This window comes from Hymenobacter lapidarius, assembly GCF_001816145.1.
GTDB lineage: Bacteria > Bacteroidota > Bacteroidia > Cytophagales > Hymenobacteraceae > Hymenobacter > Hymenobacter lapidarius.
The window spans coordinates 19,429-37,583 of record NZ_MDZB01000044.1 but is presented as its reverse complement, the minus strand read 5'-3'; the positions used below and the strand labels follow the sequence as shown (position 1 = coordinate 37,583).

The 18,155-nt window shown below is 58.4% G+C and carries 18 protein-coding genes; 14 read left to right on the top strand and 4 right to left on the bottom strand.

Annotation, left to right across the window (positions count from 1 at the left end):
• Window positions 1–53: 53 nt before the first annotated feature.
• Window positions 54–839 carry an alpha/beta fold hydrolase gene (locus BEN47_RS01900; protein WP_070724510.1) on the bottom strand — a complete coding sequence of 262 codons (786 nt, stop codon included), beginning with the start codon at window positions 837–839 and terminating at the stop codon, window positions 54–56.
• A gap of 368 nt (window positions 840–1,207) precedes the next feature.
• On the opposite strand from BEN47_RS01900, the gene BEN47_RS01895 reads away from it, so the two are divergent.
• Window positions 1,208–2,155 (top strand): 3-oxoacyl-ACP synthase III family protein, encoded by a 948-nt coding sequence (locus tag BEN47_RS01895; protein WP_070724509.1) that lies wholly within the window; start codon window positions 1,208–1,210, stop codon window positions 2,153–2,155.
• A gap of 95 nt (window positions 2,156–2,250) precedes the next feature.
• On the top strand, window positions 2,251–2,655 hold the full coding sequence (arfB, locus tag BEN47_RS01890) for an alternative ribosome rescue aminoacyl-tRNA hydrolase ArfB (protein WP_070724508.1): 405 nt from the start codon (window positions 2,251–2,253) through the stop codon (window positions 2,653–2,655).
• Between the two features lie 9 nt (window positions 2,656–2,664).
• On the opposite strand, the gene BEN47_RS01885 is transcribed toward arfB, so the two are convergent.
• The gene (locus BEN47_RS01885) at window positions 2,665–3,408 is read right to left on the bottom strand and encodes a hypothetical protein (protein ID WP_204378262.1); all 744 of its coding nucleotides are present in this window, start codon (window positions 3,406–3,408) and stop codon (window positions 2,665–2,667) included.
• Between the two features lie 10 nt (window positions 3,409–3,418).
• Window positions 3,419–4,798, bottom strand: a complete 1,380-nt coding sequence (gene mgtE / locus BEN47_RS01880) for a magnesium transporter (protein WP_070724506.1) — start codon at window positions 4,796–4,798, stop codon at window positions 3,419–3,421.
• A 172-nt stretch (window positions 4,799–4,970) separates the two neighbouring features.
• Here mgtE and BEN47_RS01875 point away from each other — a divergent pair, with 172 nt between their 5' ends.
• On the top strand, window positions 4,971–5,786 hold the full coding sequence (locus tag BEN47_RS01875; RefSeq protein ID WP_158010801.1) for a cyanophycinase: 816 nt from the start codon (window positions 4,971–4,973) through the stop codon (window positions 5,784–5,786).
• Window positions 5,787–5,909: 123 nt separating this feature from the next.
• Complete coding sequence (locus tag BEN47_RS01870) at window positions 5,910–6,944, top strand: toxin-antitoxin system YwqK family antitoxin (protein ID WP_125921445.1); 1,035 nt, start codon at window positions 5,910–5,912, stop codon at window positions 6,942–6,944.
• A 106-nt stretch (window positions 6,945–7,050) separates the two neighbouring features.
• On the opposite strand, the gene BEN47_RS01865 is transcribed toward BEN47_RS01870, so the two are convergent.
• Complete coding sequence (locus BEN47_RS01865) at window positions 7,051–7,410, bottom strand: YraN family protein (RefSeq protein ID WP_070724503.1); 360 nt, start codon at window positions 7,408–7,410, stop codon at window positions 7,051–7,053.
• Between the two features lie 200 nt (window positions 7,411–7,610).
• Between BEN47_RS01865 and lipB the strand changes: the two genes are divergently transcribed.
• From lipB to porN, 10 genes are all read left to right on the top strand, one after another.
• The gene (gene lipB, locus BEN47_RS01860; protein ID WP_083322015.1) at window positions 7,611–8,408 is read left to right on the top strand and encodes a lipoyl(octanoyl) transferase LipB; all 798 of its coding nucleotides are present in this window, start codon (window positions 7,611–7,613) and stop codon (window positions 8,406–8,408) included.
• 60 nt (window positions 8,409–8,468) lie between these two features.
• Entirely contained in the window at window positions 8,469–8,885 is a 417-nt protein-coding gene (locus BEN47_RS01855; RefSeq protein ID WP_070724502.1) for a hypothetical protein, read from the top strand.
• Window positions 8,886–8,951: 66 nt separating this feature from the next.
• Window positions 8,952–10,034, top strand: coding sequence for an MraY family glycosyltransferase (locus tag BEN47_RS01850; protein WP_070724501.1), 1,083 nt, complete (start codon window positions 8,952–8,954; stop codon window positions 10,032–10,034).
• Window positions 10,035–10,047: 13 nt separating this feature from the next.
• Window positions 10,048–11,235, top strand: a complete 1,188-nt coding sequence (locus tag BEN47_RS01845; RefSeq protein WP_070724500.1) for a DUF4271 domain-containing protein — start codon at window positions 10,048–10,050, stop codon at window positions 11,233–11,235.
• 79 nt (window positions 11,236–11,314) lie between these two features.
• The gene (locus BEN47_RS01840) at window positions 11,315–12,145 is read left to right on the top strand and encodes a uroporphyrinogen-III synthase (protein WP_070724499.1); all 831 of its coding nucleotides are present in this window, start codon (window positions 11,315–11,317) and stop codon (window positions 12,143–12,145) included.
• A 150-nt stretch (window positions 12,146–12,295) separates the two neighbouring features.
• Complete coding sequence (locus BEN47_RS01835) at window positions 12,296–13,288, top strand: PorP/SprF family type IX secretion system membrane protein (protein ID WP_070724498.1); 993 nt, start codon at window positions 12,296–12,298, stop codon at window positions 13,286–13,288.
• A gap of 248 nt (window positions 13,289–13,536) precedes the next feature.
• Window positions 13,537–14,556: a T9SS ring complex lipoprotein PorK/GldK gene (gene porK, locus BEN47_RS01830; protein ID WP_070724588.1), complete on the top strand. Its 1,020-nt coding sequence runs from the start codon at window positions 13,537–13,539 to the stop codon at window positions 14,554–14,556.
• A gap of 119 nt (window positions 14,557–14,675) precedes the next feature.
• Entirely contained in the window at window positions 14,676–15,446 is a 771-nt protein-coding gene (gene porL, locus BEN47_RS01825; RefSeq protein ID WP_193427121.1) for a type IX secretion system motor protein PorL/GldL, read from the top strand.
• 50 nt (window positions 15,447–15,496) lie between these two features.
• Window positions 15,497–17,074 carry a type IX secretion system motor protein PorM/GldM gene (gene porM / locus BEN47_RS01820; protein WP_070724496.1) on the top strand — a complete coding sequence of 526 codons (1,578 nt, stop codon included), beginning with the start codon at window positions 15,497–15,499 and terminating at the stop codon, window positions 17,072–17,074.
• A gap of 59 nt (window positions 17,075–17,133) precedes the next feature.
• Window positions 17,134–18,102, top strand: coding sequence for a type IX secretion system ring subunit PorN/GldN (gene porN / locus BEN47_RS01815; RefSeq protein ID WP_070724495.1), 969 nt, complete (start codon window positions 17,134–17,136; stop codon window positions 18,100–18,102).
• The last annotated feature ends 53 nt before the right edge of the window (window positions 18,103–18,155 follow it).

The window sequence follows — 18,155 nt, the reverse complement described above, 5'->3', positions numbered from 1 at the left end:
AAAGGAACGGCCCCGCGGCTTGGGACCCGGCTCCAGGTTGCGCCTACTTGCTTCTACTGCTGCACAAAGGCCTTCACCAATTGGAATACCTCCTCGGGTTTTTCGGCGTGCAGCCAGTGGCCGGCGTCGACCACGGTTTCTACCTGCGAGTTGGGAAAGAGGGCCGGAATGCTGTGGAGCTTGTCTTCGGCGGTGATGTAGTTCGATTTGCCGCCCCGCACAAACAGCGCGGGCTTCAGAAAAGGCTGCGCGGCCGTGGTTTCCTCGCCCACGGCCGCCATGGAGGTAGCCAGGGTTTCCAGGTTGATGCGCCAGGCAAAGGAGTTGTCGTCGCGGCGGTAGAGGTTTTTGAGCAAAAACTGCCGCACGCCCAGCTGCGGAATGTGCACGGTCATGGCCTCGTCGGCTTGCTGGCGGTTTTCAAGCGTGGTCAGGGGTACGGCCTGCAGGCCCGCCAGAATGTCGTCCTGGTGCTGCATGTCGGAAAAGCGCGGGGCAATGTCCATCACTAGCAAGTTGGCCAGGCGGTCGGGGTAGTCGAGGGCAAAGCGCATGGCCACCTTGCCGCCCATGCTGTGGCCCAGCAGCGAGGTATAAGGCCCCAACTGCAAGTGGTCGAACAGCGCCAGCACGTCCTGGGCCATGAGGTCGTAGGAATGCTCCGGGCTTTGAAAGGAGCGGCCGTGATTGCGCAAATCCACGCTGATGACACGCAGGCCAGCTTCGGTAGCCCAGCGTCGGGCCAGGGTCTGCCAGTTGTCAAGCGTGCCGAACAGGCCGTGGAGAATGACCAAGGGCTGGCCCTGGCCTTGGTCGAGGTAATGAAGGAGGGACGACATGTGGCAAAATTAGGCCAACTCACGCCAGCGTGTAGCAAAAGCACTTTTATGCAAATAAACAGTCAGCAAAGGCGCCGTGCGAGGCCTGCATCCTACTGCCTGCTCCCAAGCCATTGGGTAAGCCACCTGACATTTACAGCAGGCAATCCCTATAACTTTCTATTCGCGTGCATCGCCCCGTTGCTGGTTGCGGGGCTAATGGTTAGCGGTGGTGCGCTACCTTGTTTCAATGCAGAAATCACCACCAACAGCACCCTTCAGAGTGTAAAATTCGGGCATATGAGCAGCTATTCAGGCTGCCGGGGGCCCGGCGCCGTACCTTTGCCAGACTGTTTAGCGCGCTATAATATCCCACCCAACACCACCCTGTGTATCTTCATCATGTGGCTGCCTACCTCCCGGAGGCAGTCGTAACCAATGCGCATTTCACCCGCCTGAATGGCCTTGCCAGCGAGTGGATAATTGAGCGAACCGGCATTGAGGAGCGCCGTAAAGCCGCTCCGGGCGAAAACGCCAACACCATGGCCATTGAGGCTACCCGGGCCGTATTGGCTGCCGCGCCTTCCTTCGCCCAGGATTCTATCGACCTGGTCGTGGTGGGGACCTATACGCCGCACGATACCATCTTTACGGCCGCCCACGCCGTGCAGCGCTACCTCGGCATCAACGAAATTCCGACGGTCAGCATCTCCTCGGCGTGCTCCTCGCTGCTCAATGCGGTGGAAATCGTGGAGGGATACTTTGCCATGGGCAAAGCCACCCGCGCCATTGTGGTGGTAACGGAGCACAACACCGCCTACAACAACGAGGAAGACACCATGGCCGGCCACCTGTGGGGCGACGGCGCTGCAGCGCTGCTTATTTCCAAGGAGCGCATCAGCCCCGACGACCTGCACATTACCGAAGTCATCACCGGCGGGGCTGCGCCCGTGGGCAAAGCCGACGAAGCAGTGACCCTCAAACCGGTTGAAAAGGGCATTGTGATGCCTTTCGGCCGCGACGTGTTTCAGCAAGCGTGCACATACATGGCCAAGGTAACCCAAACCTTGCTCGACAAGCACCACATTGCCACGGCCGACCTCACGTACCTCATTCCGCACCAAGCCAACCTGCGCATTTCCAAAAACGTGGTCAAGCAGCTGGGTCTTGACCCCAGCCGGGCCGTCAACAACATTGACCGCCTGGGCAATACCGGCTGCGCCGGCGCCGCCATCGGCCTATCGGAAGTCTGGGACACGCTGAAAGGGGGCGATAAGGTGATTATCACCGTATTCGGCGGCGGGTACTCCTACGGTGCCATGCTGCTCTACAAATAATTACGAATTATAAGTTATGAATTATAAGTTGGTGTTTATGCACGAGCTAAATGGCCCAATTCATAACTCATAATTCTTAATTCATAATTAAAAAAGTGCTGCCGCCCGCTACCGCTTTCCTGCCCGAAATCACTTTCCAAACCAGCCGTTCCAGCGGCCCGGGCGGGCAAAACGTGAACAAGGTGGAGTCGCGGGTGGAGCTGCGCTTTCACCTGCAGGATTCGCAGGTCTTGACTGAGGCGCAGAAAGCGCTGATTCTGGAAAAGGTTGCCAATCAGCTCACCGCCGAGGGCCTGCTGCTCATCACGGCCCAAGACGACCGCAGCCAGCTGCGCAACAAGGAAATTGCCTTGGCTCGGTTTCACGAGCTGCTGCTCAAGAGCTTGCGCCGTCCCAAGCCCCGCAAGGCCACCAAGCCCAGCAAAGGCGCCGTGCGCAAGCGGCTGGAGGGTAAGAAGAAAGACGGCGAGAAAAAAGCCAACCGCCGCCGGGTGGAGTAGCGCCCGGGCTTAGTTCAGGTCTAGGCCAAACAGCACCCCAAACCAGGGCTTGCGGCGGTACACCCAGTGCGGGCCATCGGGCCCCAGCAGCTGGTCGGCACCCACGGCCACCCCAATGTTGAAGGCACGGGCATCGTAGATGGCGGCCAGCCCGCCGTGCACCACCAGTCCTTCGTAGTCGGCAATGGTGGCGCGCTGCCGCGTCACGTCGGGGTTGACGACGGTGGAGCCCACGCCCACGAAGGCCCCGTAGCCGATGCCCGTGGCTCGCACGTGCGGCGTGGCCCCAAACGGCGTGCTGCGTTTGGTTCGCAGCGCGTAAAAATCCAGGCGGCGTCCCAGGTAAATGGCGGCGTTGAAGTTGGTGTTGAGTTGCACCGGCACGCTGCCCTGCGAGGGACGCATTTTGAAGGGAATGGTAAACACGTCAACGTCCAGACGGCGGCGCAGCAGCACCACTCGTTGGTTGGGCTGCAGGCGGTAGCGGTAGGTGAGCAGGGCGGCGCCGGAAGGAGGCGTCAGGAGCAACGTGTCGGCGCGCTGCTGCACGTAGAAATCCTTTTTCGCCTGCAGCGCTGCCACCAGTGAATCTGGTGATTCGCGCCGTATCAATCGGTAGTAGTCGTCGTCGAGCTGCGTTACGTTGCCCACCACCGTGCAGCTGCTGAGCGCCAGCATGCCGCTGGCAGCTGCTCCCGCAAGGAGGCGCTTCATTCCTATCCAACCGATGAGCTTTCCTACGGTGGCAACCATGACAAGCGGACTAGAGCAGCGTGCCGCTCAGGAATAAGAGGGCGAACGCAAAGTAAATCACAACCCCGGTCACGTCGACCAGCGTGGCCACGAAGGGGGCCGAGGACGTGGCAGGGTCAGCGCCAAGCCGCTTGAGCAACAGGGGCAGCATGGAGCCGCACAACGAGCCCCACAGCACGATGCCGACCAGCGATGAACCCACCGTGAGGGCAATGCCCCAGTAATAGGTCCCGTACTCGCCGGGGAAGATGCGCGACCAGAGCAGGATGCGCAGCAAGCCTACCGCGCCCAATATTGCGCCCAGCATGGCCCCCGTCGCCAGCTCGCGCCGCATCACGCGCCACCAGTCCCCAATGGTCAGCTCGCCGAGGCTCATGGCCCGGATGATGAGCGAAGTGGCCTGCGAGCCAGCGTTGCCCCCGGCGCTGATAATGAGGGGGATAAAGATGGTGAGCACCACGGCCTTGGCAATTTCTTCCTCAAAGGACTTGAGCGCCGTGGCCGTGAACATTTCCCCAATCAGGAGGATAACCAGCCAGCCGGCGCGCTTCTTGAGCATGCCCAGCAGGGGCGTGGCCAGGTAGGGCTCGTCCAGGGCTTCGGAGCCGCCCAGCTTCTGCATGTCCTCGGTGTCTTCCTGCTCGCGAATGCTCAGGATGTCGTCGATGGTCACGATGCCGAGCAGAATGCCCTGGTCCGATACCACGGGCAGGGCGTTGCGGTCGTTGCGCCGGAACACGTCGATGGCTTCTTCCTGGTCCTGCACGGCGGTGAGCTGCACGAAGCGGCGGTCCATGAGGTCGCGCACCCGGATGGTGGGGGCCGAGAGCAGGAACTCCCGAATGCGAATGTCGTCGATGAGCACGCCGTGCGCATCGGTTACGTAGAGCATGCTCAGCGTTTCGGACTGCCCGCCGTGCTGGCGCACGTAGTCGAGCACCTGCTGCACCGTCCACGTCTCGCGGATGGCAATGTAGTCGGGCGTCATCAGGCGGCCTACGGAGTCCTCCGGGTAGCCCAGCAGCTGCAGCGTCACCTTGCGCTCGGGCTCCGAAAGGCTTTGGATGAGCTCGGCCACGAAGTTGGCGGGCAGGAACTCCAGCAGGGCCGTGCGGTCGTCTGGCGACATCTCGTTGAGGATGTCGGCCATCTTGTCCTGGGCCAGGTTATCGAGGAAGTGCCGCTGAATTTCCAGGTCCAAGTATTCGAACACCTCGGTGGCCAGCTTCAGGGGCAGCAGCCGGAAGATGATGAGCTGCTCGCGTTCCTCTTCCTCTTCAATGAGCGTGACCAGCTCCGACGGTTGAAACTCGCGGAGCACCTGCTTCAGCTTGAAAAATTCGCCCTCCTGAATCAGGGACGTGATGGTTTCCACGGTCTGCGGCTGCATGTAAAGAGGAAGGAGAGTGCTTCGCTAGGCAAGCGGGATTGAAAGGAGGGAGAAGTAGCCCGACAAAAGTAGGGCTAAAGCATAGCTTTGGGCTAAAAATAACCGTTAAGTGATAAAGGCGGGGGCTGTATTGTAACCAAAACCGCCATCTTGCTGACTTAAATTCATGTTGATGCCTTTTACTACTTCTGCGGGTGCACCGCGTGGCACCCTGGTCATGCTGGGCGGTGGCGACGACGACCCCATGCTGGCCCTGTTGGCCGGGCTCATTCCCGGCCAGTCGGCCATTATTGAGGTGCTCACCACCGCTACCCGGCGCCAGCCCGCCCGCACTGCTGCCGCCTACGCCCACTCCTGGCACCAGCTGAACTGCCCGCACGTGCGGCACCTGCGCGTGGACGAAACCCACCCCGCCGACGACCCCGCCACGCTGGCGCGCCTGCGCAAGGCCACACTCGTTTTCATGAGCGGCGGCGACCAGGAGCGCCTCACGGAATTCCTGTTAAACACCGAGTTTCTAACCATTCTCAAGGACAAGTATCGGCACGAAGATGGCTTTGTGCTGGCCGGCACCAGCGCCGGAGCGTCGGCCATGGCCGAGTACATGCTGGTGTACGGCCACGGCTGGCGCAGCCTGCTGGGCGGGCGCATTGAGGTGAAGCCCGGGCTGGGCCTGCTGCCCGGTGTGCTCCTCGACCAGCACTTTGCCGAGCGGGGCCGCTACCCCCGCCTGATGCACGCGGTGCTGGCCCAGCCCAGTCTGTTGGGCATCGGCCTGAGCGAGGAAACCGGCCTCCTTCTGCACCCCAACCAGCCCGCAGCGGTATTTGGCGAAGAAGTGGTGGTGGTGGTAGACGCCAGCGACACGACCCACAATAACGTGCCGACCATCGCCGAAGGCCGCCCCATCAGCGGGCACGGGCTGCGGCTGCACCTGCTGGTAGCGGGCCAACGGCTGCATGTAGCGACCCGGAGGGTGGAGTGCTGACCCAGGCCAGGCGCTGCGTGGCCGCCGCCAGTTCTTCCTTTATTCACCAACTCGGCCCCATTCCCCAAGGCACCAAACCGGTATACCTTTACGTTAGTGCCGCAAAATCATCCCGTGCGATTCATGCCTAATTCCCGTTTGTGGCTGCGGCCGCTGCGTTTCCTTGCTTTTGCGCTGCTGCTGGCCACCTTGCTGCCATGGGCGTGCACCCGCAAAGCGGTTTCCTTCAACAGCAATCCGGCGCAGGCCGTGGCGGTGCTGGCTTCGGACACGCTAACCCGCACCGCCGACACGCTCAAGGGCAGCCCATCGCTCAGCACGGCCCGCAAAGTGGTGATTACCAAAGAGCAGGAGCGTGCTGCCAAAGAGGCCGAAAAGGCAGCCCAGCGCAAGCCCAGCAAGAAAAAGAAGGTATTTCTGGGTGAAAAAATTAAAAAGGGCTTTGCTAAATCGGGTCCCAAGGGCCGCAACCAGATTGTCGAGGTTTTCTATTTTCTGAAGTACCCACTGCCGCTCAATGCCTACGCGCCGGCCCATTACTACTTCGATACCAAGAAGCACAAAATCCTGAAGCTGGCGGCAATTGAGGAAGACATTGCGAGCCTGAAAATTCTGCACGGTCCTTATAAAAAGCTGCAAAACAATAAGGTGATAGAGACGGGCTATTACGCCCTGGGTACCCGCCACCTGCGCTGGGAGCGGTTTGACCGGAACGGGGTGCTGCTGACCAAAATCCACTACGAAATGGGCTTCCCGCGCGACGCCAACGTGAGCTACTACGGCGAAGACCGTAGCCTCATCAACGAAGTAGTGCCCTACGTGAACGGCAAGCTGGAAGGCGACTACGCCAAGTTTCTCATCAACGGGCAGGCCGACTGGCGCGGGCAGTTTGAGAACGGCAAGCGCGTGGGCACCTGGACCAAATACTGGGGCTTCCGCAACCGCCGCCACTACGAATACCAGTACGCCGAGTCTGGCTACGACCCGGAAGTGGCCGAGCCCGAACTCGTGCGGGAGTACAACCGCAACGCCACCATCATCTTCGATAAGGACAAGAACATCGACAAGCGCGGCCAGCCCGAGGCCGTGGACCGGCCCGGCCAGCGCCGTCCCGTGCCCCGCGCCGCCCCCAAGGTGTTGCCAAAACGCGCCAAGTAAGCGGAACGCTACCGGGGCCATGGGCGCGTTGTAGCAGTAGAGCAGTTGTCAGTTGTTCGCATCCAGACAACTGGCAACAAGCAGCCAACAACTACTGTCTGACAACTCAATAGAACGCATCTTCGAAGTGTTCGATGAAAAACCCCTGGCTGAGCAGGGTGAGGGCCAGGATATCGAAGCGGATGTCGCCGCGCCAGTCCATTTCTTCCTGCAGGTGGGTGGCCGCTAGTCGGAACAATTCCTTTTTTCGGGTCGAGACGAACGTCTCGGGCGCCCCGTACTGCCCCGAGGAGCGGGTCTTCACCTCCACAAATACCAGTAGCGCCACGCCACGTCGCACCACCAGGTCGACTTCGGCGCGGCCGTGTCGGTAGCTACGTGCCACCACCTCGTAGCCCAGCGCCAGAAAATGGTCGGCCGCGGCGGCTTCGCCGGCGCGGCCTAACTCGTGGGGGGCATGGGCCATCAAGCAGGGGTTAAGGAGTGAGGCGGCGGCCATAAAGCAAGAGCCAAAGAACCGCCGCAAGCTAGCCGCTGGCCGGCAAATCTCCGGCCGCCGCAAGCTCGTAGGTTGCGAAACGAAAAACGGGAAGTCCGCGGACGAAGGAGCCGGGGAAAGCCTACCGCGCTTAGTACCTTTGCGTCCCGTTGTCCTCTTTCCCGCTCATGGCCTCCTCCGTAGACCAGTTTCCCCACCAACTGCTCGACGCCCTCCCCGTTGGCGCCGCCGCGCCGCTACTCAACCCCACCCTGCAGGTGCAACGCCTCGGGTTGGTTGAATACGTGCCCACCTGGCACTACCAAGAGGAGCTGATGGACGCCACGCTGGCCGTGAAAACCCAAAACCGCCAGGCCGAAACCACTGGGGCCGCCCCGGCTCCCACCCCCAACCACCTGCTGCTCTGCGAGCACCCGCACACCTACACCCTGGGCAAAAGCGGCAAGCCCGAGCACCTGCTCCTCAACGAAGCCGCCCTCACGGCGCACGGCGCCAGCTTCCACCGCATCAACCGCGGCGGCGACATCACCTACCACGGCCCCGGCCAGCTAGTGGGGTACCCCATTCTCGACCTCGACAACTTCCGGCCCGACATCCACTGGTACTTGCGTACCCTGGAGGAGGCGGTCATTCGCACCCTGGCCGAATACGGCCTGCGCGCCGGCCGCATTGCCGGGCTCACCGGCGTGTGGCTAGACTGGGAGGAAGGCGCCGCCAACCCCCGCAAGATTTGCGCGCTGGGCGTGAAGTGCAGCCGCTGGGTCACGCTGCACGGCTTCGCCCTGAACGTCAACCCCGACCTCAACTACTTTGGCCACATCGTGCCCTGCGGCATCACCGACAAAGCCGTGACTTCTCTGGCACAAGAGTTGGGGAGCGGAGCGTCCGTATCGGTCGCCGACGTTCAGGAACGTCTGTTGCCTCACTTACTCGAACTGCTCGGAGCCAGCGAGGTCCGTGCGTAGCCGCCGGCAAGCGCCCGCCACCGCCTCCCAATCCGTAGAAACTGCCTAAAGTCCGCTGCCTTGAAACGAGACATTTCTTTTGACCCTGTAGAAGGCGTTTCGGTAGCCGTCATCCCCGACGAAGCGGCGCTGACGCCCGAAGGCCAGGCCATCTGGCAGGTTTACCTGCTCAATCACAACGCTTTCCCGCTTCAAAACGTCATTGTGAATGCCAACGGCTACGGCCTGCAGGATGACGGGGAGAAGGTGCGCACGTCCACGCTGCGTTACGTCTTCGAAGAAGTGCCGCCCCACACCGCAGTGCCCGTCGAACCCATCGATTCGGCGCTTTTTCATTTGAATAACCAGTACTGGGTCAGCTACTACAATGGCCCTCAGATTTTTGATAAGAAATTCATTTTCGTGCCCGACTCCATCGTAGCCGATAATTTCACCCACATTGCCTTGCTTGACCGGGTCGGAATTTTACACAGCTAACGGTTTTTAATCCCGTGCCGGGGTTTTCAAAAATTTGACCTTCCCGGGCGGCCTATTGTATTCTTTATGACTCATTTTGATATTCCCTTGGCACTTTCCTGGATGTGGGCGCTGCTGGTGTCCCTCTTTGCGGTGCCCTCCATCATCTACATTGCGCACCTCAAAAACATGCTCGACACGCCCAACGGGCGCACGGTGCACCAGTCGCTCACGCCGCGCCTGGGCGGCGTGGCTGTGTTCGCGGGGTTCATGTCGGCCCTCACCATATTTGCTCCGCTGCAAAACGGCGCCAAAGAGCTGCTGGCCGGTTGCATCATCCTCTTCTTTGTGGGCTTGAAGGACGACTTGGTGGGCATGTCCGTTTCCAAGAAGTTTGTGGGCCAACTCCTGGCCACGGGCATTGTGATGATAATGGCCGACGTGCGCATCACCAGCTTTCAGGGCATTCTGGGTATCTGGACCCTGCCGGTTGGCGTTAGCTTCGCCTTCACCCTGGGTGTCATTGTGGGCATTACCAACGCCATCAACCTTATCGACGGCCTCGATGGCCTCGCCGGTACCATCGTGCTGATTGCCTGCATCACGTTTGGGTATTACTTCTATAAGTACGGCGGCCCGGCCTATAGCAACTACGCCTACGTGGCGGTGTGCCTCATTGGCGGCTTGATGGGCTTTTTGCGCTACAATTTCCACCGGGCCCCCATTTTCATGGGCGACACGGGCTCCCTTGTGTGCGGCTTCATTGTGTCGGTGCTGGCCATTCAGTTCATCGAAATGGGCGCGCGGGTAGGGGAGCCGTTCGGGTCTTCGTCGCCGTCGGTGGCCGTCGGCATCCTGTTTGTGCCGCTGTTTGATACCCTGCGGGTTTTCTCCCTGCGCATGCTGGCCGGCCGCTCCCCCTTCTCCCCCGACAAAAACCACATTCACCACCGCATCCTGGCCATGGGCTTTCAGCAAATCAGCACGGTGCTGCTGCTGGGCTTGCTCAATATTCTGGCTATCCTGTTCGTCATCCGGTTTGCTGCCCTGGGCAATACCGTGCTCATCGTGGCCCTGGCCGCCTTCTCGGCGCTGCTGAGCATTTTCTTTGGGGTGTACCAAAGCCGTATCTCGCGCCGCCAGCTCCTGGCCGCCGACACCGGCAATTAACGCGCTTCGTCTCATGGCACTGCCGGGCTTTTTGCGCACCTCGTGGCTGCTGGTTTGCAGCCTGTTGCTGGCAATGGTGGGCCTGGTGGCGCCTGCGCGAGCCAGCGAGTACAAGCAGCTGCCCCCGTCGTCGCCCTCCGCCCTGTCGGAAGATTGGCTCATCCACGATGCCAAGCGCAACCTGCTGGTACTGTACCTGCAGGGCTACCACCAGCCGGCCCATGCTTACTATCAGTGGGTGCGGGTCGAGCGCGACCAGTCCTTCCCGCTCTCCTTCGCGGCTCAGCCCGGCCTGAGTCTGTTCCTCGATAACCAACTTGTTTTTTCGGCCCGCACGGCCACCACGTATTCCCTCGACCTGTCGCAGCTCTTGCCTGCCCAGCTTGCGCCCGGTACGCACCTGCTGGCCGTGTGGCAGCCCGACGGCGAGCCGGCCCTGGCATCCTTCTCCGGGGTGAGCGTGAGCAGTGCTGTTGCGGGCCTCCCCCGGGCCCAGGCGGGGCAGGCCCAGCCCCGGTTTCCCGGACCGCAGGGCCAAAACGTGTACCTGGGGCTCCTGCTGGTGCTGGGCCTTTCCTATGGCGCCGTGCGCACCACCTACCAGCCCGGGTTGGCCCGTATTTTTCAGCTCGATGAGTTGTTCGGTACCGGCAGCGACCAGGTCTTTCTGGTTAAGCCAGCTTTCTCGCTGCTGAATCTGTTATTGGTGGTGCTCTTTGCCCTGTCGTTTGGCTTGTTGCTCACCGCCATCCACACCGATTTACAGAACCTGCCGCTGTTGCGCCGTTTTTTCAACGTGCCCGAAACGGCAATTGTCGCCCGCGTTGTCCTCTACACTGGTCTTATTACGGTGTTTGTTTTTGCCAAGTATCTGTACATTAATATTATGGCCTACATCTTTGGCCTGCAGGGGCTGGTCAATATCCAGTATCGGGAGTTCCTACGCACTACGTTGCTCAGCGGCTTGTTTCTGCCAGTAGCGCTTCTTCTTTACCTCAGCCTCAACGCCAGCTACCCCCGCACCGTGGCCTGGGCCGCCAGCGCGGTTATTGGCATCGTGCTTGTTGGTACAGTTCTGCGAGTTGCCCGCACGTTGCACACCTACGCTTCCCTCCTGAATCTGCATTTGTTTGCCTACCTTTGCGCTACTGAAGTATTGCCATTATTGGTTTTGCTTAAGCTTATCGTCTTTACATACTAATTGGCATTCGTCAATTCTTTCTGCAATAGCTCAAATATCTCCTCTTATTGTCCTAACATTACCCTTTTCTTTTTCCTGTATGGCCGAGAGTGCAGACAAGCCGGGTACAGGCCGGCATGCCAAGCGAATCAGCAGCATCCTGGTTACCCAGCCCAAACCTACCAGCGACGTATCCCCCTACTTCGCCATCGCTGAGAAATACGGCATCAAAGTCGATTTTCGGGAATTTATTGATGTGCAGCCCGTATCCTACAAGGATTTCCGGCGCGAAAAAGTAAACATCTCGGAATTTACGGCGGTGATTTTCACCAGCCGGAACGCTGTCGACCATTTTTTCCGCATCTGCCAGGAAGCCAAGCTGGAAATGCCCGCCGAGATGAAGTATTTCTGCATCTCGGAGCAGACCGCCAACTACCTGCAGAAGTACATTGTGCTGCGCAAGCGCAAGCTCTTTGTGGGCCAGCGTACCGCCGCCGATTTGTTTGAGGTCATCAAGAAGCACAAGGGTGAGAACTTCCTCTACCCGTGCTCCGACATCCGGAAGGACGACCTGCCGGTGTTTATGCGCGCCAACAACCTAAAGTTTTCGGAGGCCGTAATCTACCACACGGTAGCCAGCGACCTGTCCGACCTTTCGGACGTGAAGTACGACTGCCTGGCGTTTTTCAGCCCTTCGGGTATCAGCTCGTTGTTCATCAACTTTCCTGGTTTCGTGCAGGACGGCACTCGCATTGCCGCCTTTGGGCCCACCACCGCCAAGGCAGTCATCGATGCGGGGTTGATATTGGACATTGAGGCCCCGCACCCCAATGCGCCCTCCATGACCGGGGCCATTGAGGCATATATCCGCCAGCACACGCAGGCAGAAGTCGGCAAGACCAGTCAGAAAAACGGCAATCCAAACGGTTAGCTGATTATGGTATCGGGAACCGACTTAATCTCTGCTTATGTAGGGACTTGAGACAGGTGTGCAGAAGGAGGTTTTTGGCTTACATTTGGAAGCTAGTACCCCTATTGCGCCCGCTACCTTTCCTTTCCACACTGCCGCCCGCCCGCCCCTATGAAAGTAACGCTATTTGCGACTTTGCTGCTCACGGCAGCAACTGGTACTGCGCTTGCTCAGCAGCAGCCGCAGTTTACCCACTACGGGCTCAATAGCATGTACCTGAACCCGGCGTATGCCGGCATCAAAGGGCAAGGGGAAGTAGGCTTAATTCTGCGGTACCAGTACCTGAACTACAACGGTGTGGATGCCGGAGGCTCCCCCCGCACGGGCCTCGTCACGCTTTCGCTGCCGGTGCTGGCTCTGGGCGGGGGCGTAGGCGTGGCGGTGTACTACGACCAGGCCGGCCAGGCCAAAATGACCAACGCCGCGCTTTCCTACTCGCAACACATCAAGCTGGGCGCGGGCAAGCTGGGTATTGGCATCCAGGGCATCTACACGTACCTTGGCAAGGGCACCTACCGCGCCATCGACCCTGACGACATCAACGTGCCCCGCGACGCTTCCGACAACAAGTTTGATTTGGGAGCGGGCCTGTGGTACGAGTCGCCGAAGCTCTACGCCGGCCTCAGCCTGAACAACCTGGCCCGTTCCGAATACTCGTTCAAGAGCGCGGGCACCAACGGCAACAAAAGCAACTACTTGGCCGAGAACCACGCCTACCTCACGGCGGGATACAATATCGACGCCACGGCGAACGTTGTGGTCACACCTATGGTGCTGGCAAAGGCCGTGTTACCCGGCGATTTTTCCAGTTCCAGTAAATTCAACAACGCGAAGAACTACTCTTTCGAAGGCGGCGTTCGTGCCACTATCGACGATAAATATTGGATAGGTGCCAACTATCGGCACGAAGAATCTATTTCGGGCCTGCTTGGCCTGAGCTTTGCGAAGGACAACGCCATGCGCGTTGGCTACGCATTCGACTTCATTGCCTTCAACCAAGATGCGCGGGCATTTAGCTCACACGAAATTATGCTCTCCTACCGGTTGCCCAAACCAGGACTGATTACCCGTCCGGCCATCCGCACGCCACGCTACAGCTTCTAATTTTCCTATTTCTCGGTACTATATTTACGGAGCAATTATTTGCCTAGGGTAGGACAAATTTTAGGCTGCCCCAAAAAAAATAAAACAGATTAACCGAGTTATTTGCGCTATTCAGCGTGTTTGCCCTGAATTTGGCCGTGTGCAGAAAAAGTTAGGTATTGCACATCACCCTAAATACATGTAGATTTGCCAACCCATCCAAATGCACTTTAGCGGTATTGGTAATTAAAACAGAATTTCTAACTCTCATGAACAAGCTTCTAGCACTATCCCTTTTCGCTATCTCCGGAGCATTATTGGGTGGATGTGGATTTGGTAAAGGACCTCAGGGTGACCTGGTTGGTTCGGAAGACCGGCCCATCTTCAACCCCCAGGAAGTGCCTTTTGGCATGGTTCCCTGTCCAGGTGGTACTTTCCACATGGGCCAGACGGACCAAGACATCTCCGCTTCTATGGTCAACATGAACAAGCAGGTGACTATCGCCGGCTTCTACATGGACGAAACGGAAATCACCAACAACGAGTACCGCCAGTTCATGGACGCCATCAAGATGGACTCTCTAGACGTGCTGGGCGAAGAATATGTGATGACGGAACTCTACCCCGACACCACGGTGTGGGTGCGGGACTTCACCTACCACATGGGCGACCCCCTGCTGGAGTACTACTACACCCACCCGGCCTTCGACCAATACCCGGTGGTAGGCGTGGACTGGTTTGCTGCTAAATATTTTTGCAATTGGCGCACCAAATTCCGGAACGCGGCGCGTGAGGAAAGCGGCTATGCCAACGACCCCAACTTCCGTCTTCCTTCGGAAGCCGAATGGGAATACGCCGCTCGCGGTGGCCGCGACCTGGCTACTTATCCGTGGGGTGGCCCGTACTTGCGCAACAGCAAGGGCTGCATGCTGGCCAACTTCAAGCCCGGCCGCGGCGATTACGCTTCCGACGGCTTTGCTTACACCTCGGAAGTAGGCTCTTTTTTCCCGAACGATTTCGGCCTGTACGACATGGCGGGCAACGTCTCGGAATGGTGTGACGATGCGTATATGGAGGCTTCGGTGCCGGTGGTGTGGGACTTGAACCCCACCAATCCCGACGACAACGAGCCCCGCAAAGTGGTGCGCGGCGGTTCGTGGAAAGACATTGCGTACTTCCTCGAAACCGGTACCCGCAACTTCGAATACCAGGATTCGGCCCGCTCCTACATCGGCTTCCGCTGCTCGATGATTCAGATTGGCATGGGCTCGAATAGCTCCCTCAACTAAGCTTTATTCTAACGGCTAAGGCCCTGTTTCATCACCCCTCCCTACAACACCTACATTAACACCTTTCAATCAGTTAAATTCTCATGGCAGCTAAAGGAAGTTTTCTCTACGATACGTTGATGCCCAAAATCTATGGCATCGGTGCAGCAGTTGTTATTATCGGCGCATTGTTTAAAATTGAGCACTGGAAAGGTGCCGACGAAATGCTTATCGTAGGCTTGGGCACGGAAGCAATTATCTTTTTTCTGAGCGCGTTCCAGCCCCAGTCCAAAGAGCATGACTGGTCGCTCGTTTACCCCGAGTTGAACGAGGGCTACGACCCTTCGACTGGCAACAATGCCATTGAGAGCAGCAATGCCAAAGGCTTGACCATGAAGCTCGACGACATGTTGAAGAATGCCAACGTAACTCCGGAGGCACTCACCAACTTGGGCCAGGGCCTGAACCGCCTCAGCACCACCACGTCGCAGCTGGCGCAGCTGGGCGAGGCGACCAACGTAACCGACGAGTACACCAAGAAAGTACGCACGGCGGCTGATTCGCTGGACAAAATCAACGTGGCCTACGGCAACACGGTAGAAGCTATTTCGGCCATGTCGAACGCTACTTCGGATGCCAAGGAGTACCACCTGCAGGTACAGAACGTGACCAAGAACTTGGGCGCACTGAACGCGGTGTACGAAATGGAGTTGCAGGATGCCAACACACACCTCAAGTCCATGAACCAGTTCTACGGCACGCTGAGCAACGCCATGGAGAACATGACCCAGGCAGGCAAAGACACCGAGCAGTTCCAGAAGCAGGTAGCTGACCTGACCGGCAACCTCACGTCGCTCAACCGTGTGTACGGCAACATGCTGAACGCCATGCGGGCTCCGGCCCAAGCCTAATTGCTAGGCAGCAATTCAGTTCTTCATCCAATTTTTAGAGGAAACAGATAATGGCAGGCGGAAAAGAAACCCCGCGGCAGAAGATGATTGGCATGATGTACCTCGTGCTAACGGCCCTTCTGGCGCTTCAGGTGAACTCAGCAATTTTGCTGAAGTTCAAATTCATCGACGACAGCTTGCTGAGCGTTAACGACAAGACCTCGGTAGCAGCCGACGGTACCGTGAAAGGTATCCAGGCGGCCGTGGTGAAGAACCAAAACCAGGCCCGCGACAAAGCAGTATTGGCTCAAAGCGAAGAAATTCGTCAGAAAACCAAGGAACTGGTGTCGTACCTGCGCGGTGTGCGTGAGCAACTGCTGAAGGCTACTGATAACACCGCCACTGATGTGAAGAACATGAGCGGCGAGGACAAAGTAGCCATCACCATGCTCGGCGGCAAAAAGAACGGTGTTGCTTATACCACCATGAAGCCCAAGTTGAACGAGTACGCTGCTTACATGAAGCAGTTTGTGCCCGATGCTTCTCCTTTGGCACTCGACGGTAAAGAAGACAACCGCGTAACGAAAGACCAGCGCACCAAAAACTTCGCTGAGCTCAACTTCGAAAACACGCCGGTGGTAGCCGCTTTGGCCACCATCTCGCAGAAGGAAACCGAAATCCTGAAAATGGAAGCCGAGGCGCTCCAGAAGCAGGCCGAGAAAGTAGGTGCCAAGACCATCGTATTCGACAAAATTGGGGCTTTCGCCAGCGCCGAGTCGAACACGGTAGCTGCCGGCACCAAGTACAAAGCCGAGTTGTTCCTGACGGCTTCGGCTACCAGTATCAGCCCCCGCATGACGTTGAACGGTAGCCCGCTGTCGGTTGGTCCTGATGGCAAAGGCAAGGTGGAGTTCACGGCTCGTCCCGGCAACTTTGATGCTGCAGGTAGCGCCAAAAACTCCTGGACTGGTACCATTCGCTTCAACCAGAACGGCCGCGACACCACCTTCACGGTGAAAGTGCCTTACACGGTGACCAAGCCGGTGATGCAAATCCAGTCGGCTTCGGTGCAGGCCCTGTACCTGAAGTGCGGCAACAAACTGAACGTGTCGGTGCCCGCTTTGGGCGCTCAGTACAAGCCCAGCTTCTCGGCTTCGGGGGCCTCGGTGCTCTCCGGTGCCAAAACCGGCGACGTAACGCTGGTGCCTAACTCAAAGGAAGTGACGCTGAATGTGAGCAGCGGCGGCAACGCCATCGGTTCGCAGACTTTCCAGGTGCGCACCATCCCCAAGCCTACCATTGAGTGCTTCGTGGGTGGTAAGCAGGTGAACGAAAAGCAGGGCACTCCCGGCACTGCCATGCGCTCGATGACGCTCCGTGCCATTCCAGATGCCAGCTTTGCCACCTTCTTGCCTGATGATGCTAAGTTCCGCGTGTCGAGCTACGAGGTAACCCTGGTGCGTGGCCGTCGGCCCGCCCTGCAACCCCGCACCATCAACGGCCCTACGGCTGATTTGAGCGATGTGGTGAATGCGTACCGCGAAGGCGACCGCCTCTACATCGAAGTAAAGGGCGTGCAGCGCCAGAACTTCCAGGGCAACGTAGAGCCGGTGAATGTATCCAAGCAATTTAACGTTCCCCTGTTGTAATATCCTCGGCCCAGGCCGCGTTATCGAACTATCTTAAAGTAAATCTGCTTTTGCCCGATATGAAATCCATCCACACTTTGGCCGCTATTGCGGCAGGCTTGACGTTGTCGTTGACGGCGGCTGCCCAGGAGCAGGCCACCACGGCCAGCAGCACGGGCTCGCACCGCCCGATTCCGCCATCCGACCAAATGTTCCGCAAGAGCATCTGGCGGCAAGTGGACCTGCGCGAGAAGCAGAACAAGCCGATGTTTTCGGAAGGCAAAGAAATTAGCCGCGTTATCCTGGAAGCAGTAAAGCGGGGTGAGTTGCAGGCTTACAAGAACGACTCGCTGACGTCTACCTTTAATGCACAGGAAGTAACGGGTAATTCTTCGTACGTTGACGAAGGCTTTAAACTGAGCGACGAAGAAAAAGCAGCCGGTTTCAGCGAAAAGGACCTGCAGGGCGGCGGTGATGACTGGGGCGCTCCGGCCCCCAAGAAAGCTGCTGCGGTTAAAAAGGTAGCCAAACTGGACGCCAACGGTAAGCCGATGAAGGACAAGAAAGGCAAAACCATTATGGTGGCGGCGGCTCCGGCCCCCGCAGCGGCTCCTGTTTCCCTCGGCAACCAGTACCGCTACAAGGACCTGTTTTCGATGGAAGTGAAAGAGGATATGATTTTCGACAAGAAGCGGTCGAGAATGTACCACGACATCAAATCCATTACTTTGTATGTTCCTTCGACCTTGCCTTCGAATGCTTCAGGTATCGAGAAGCCAATCGCGACGTTCAAGTACAGCGACCTGGTGAAGATGTTCCGCGCCAATCCGGAAAGCGCTATCTGGTTCAATTCCGAGAACGATGCCCAGCACAAGAACCTCGCTGACGCCTTCGAACTGTGGTTGTTCAACTCGTACATCACCAAAGTATCGAACGTAAGCGACAGCCGCCTCGACGATATCTACGGTGGTGCCCAGCAGGGCATCCTGGCTGCTCAGCAGACAGCGGCCGACCTGATTGAGTACGAGTACAACCTGTGGAGCTTCTAAACCACGGATTAGCTCGGATTACACGGATTTTGTAGTCGGTTGCAGCTAAGCAA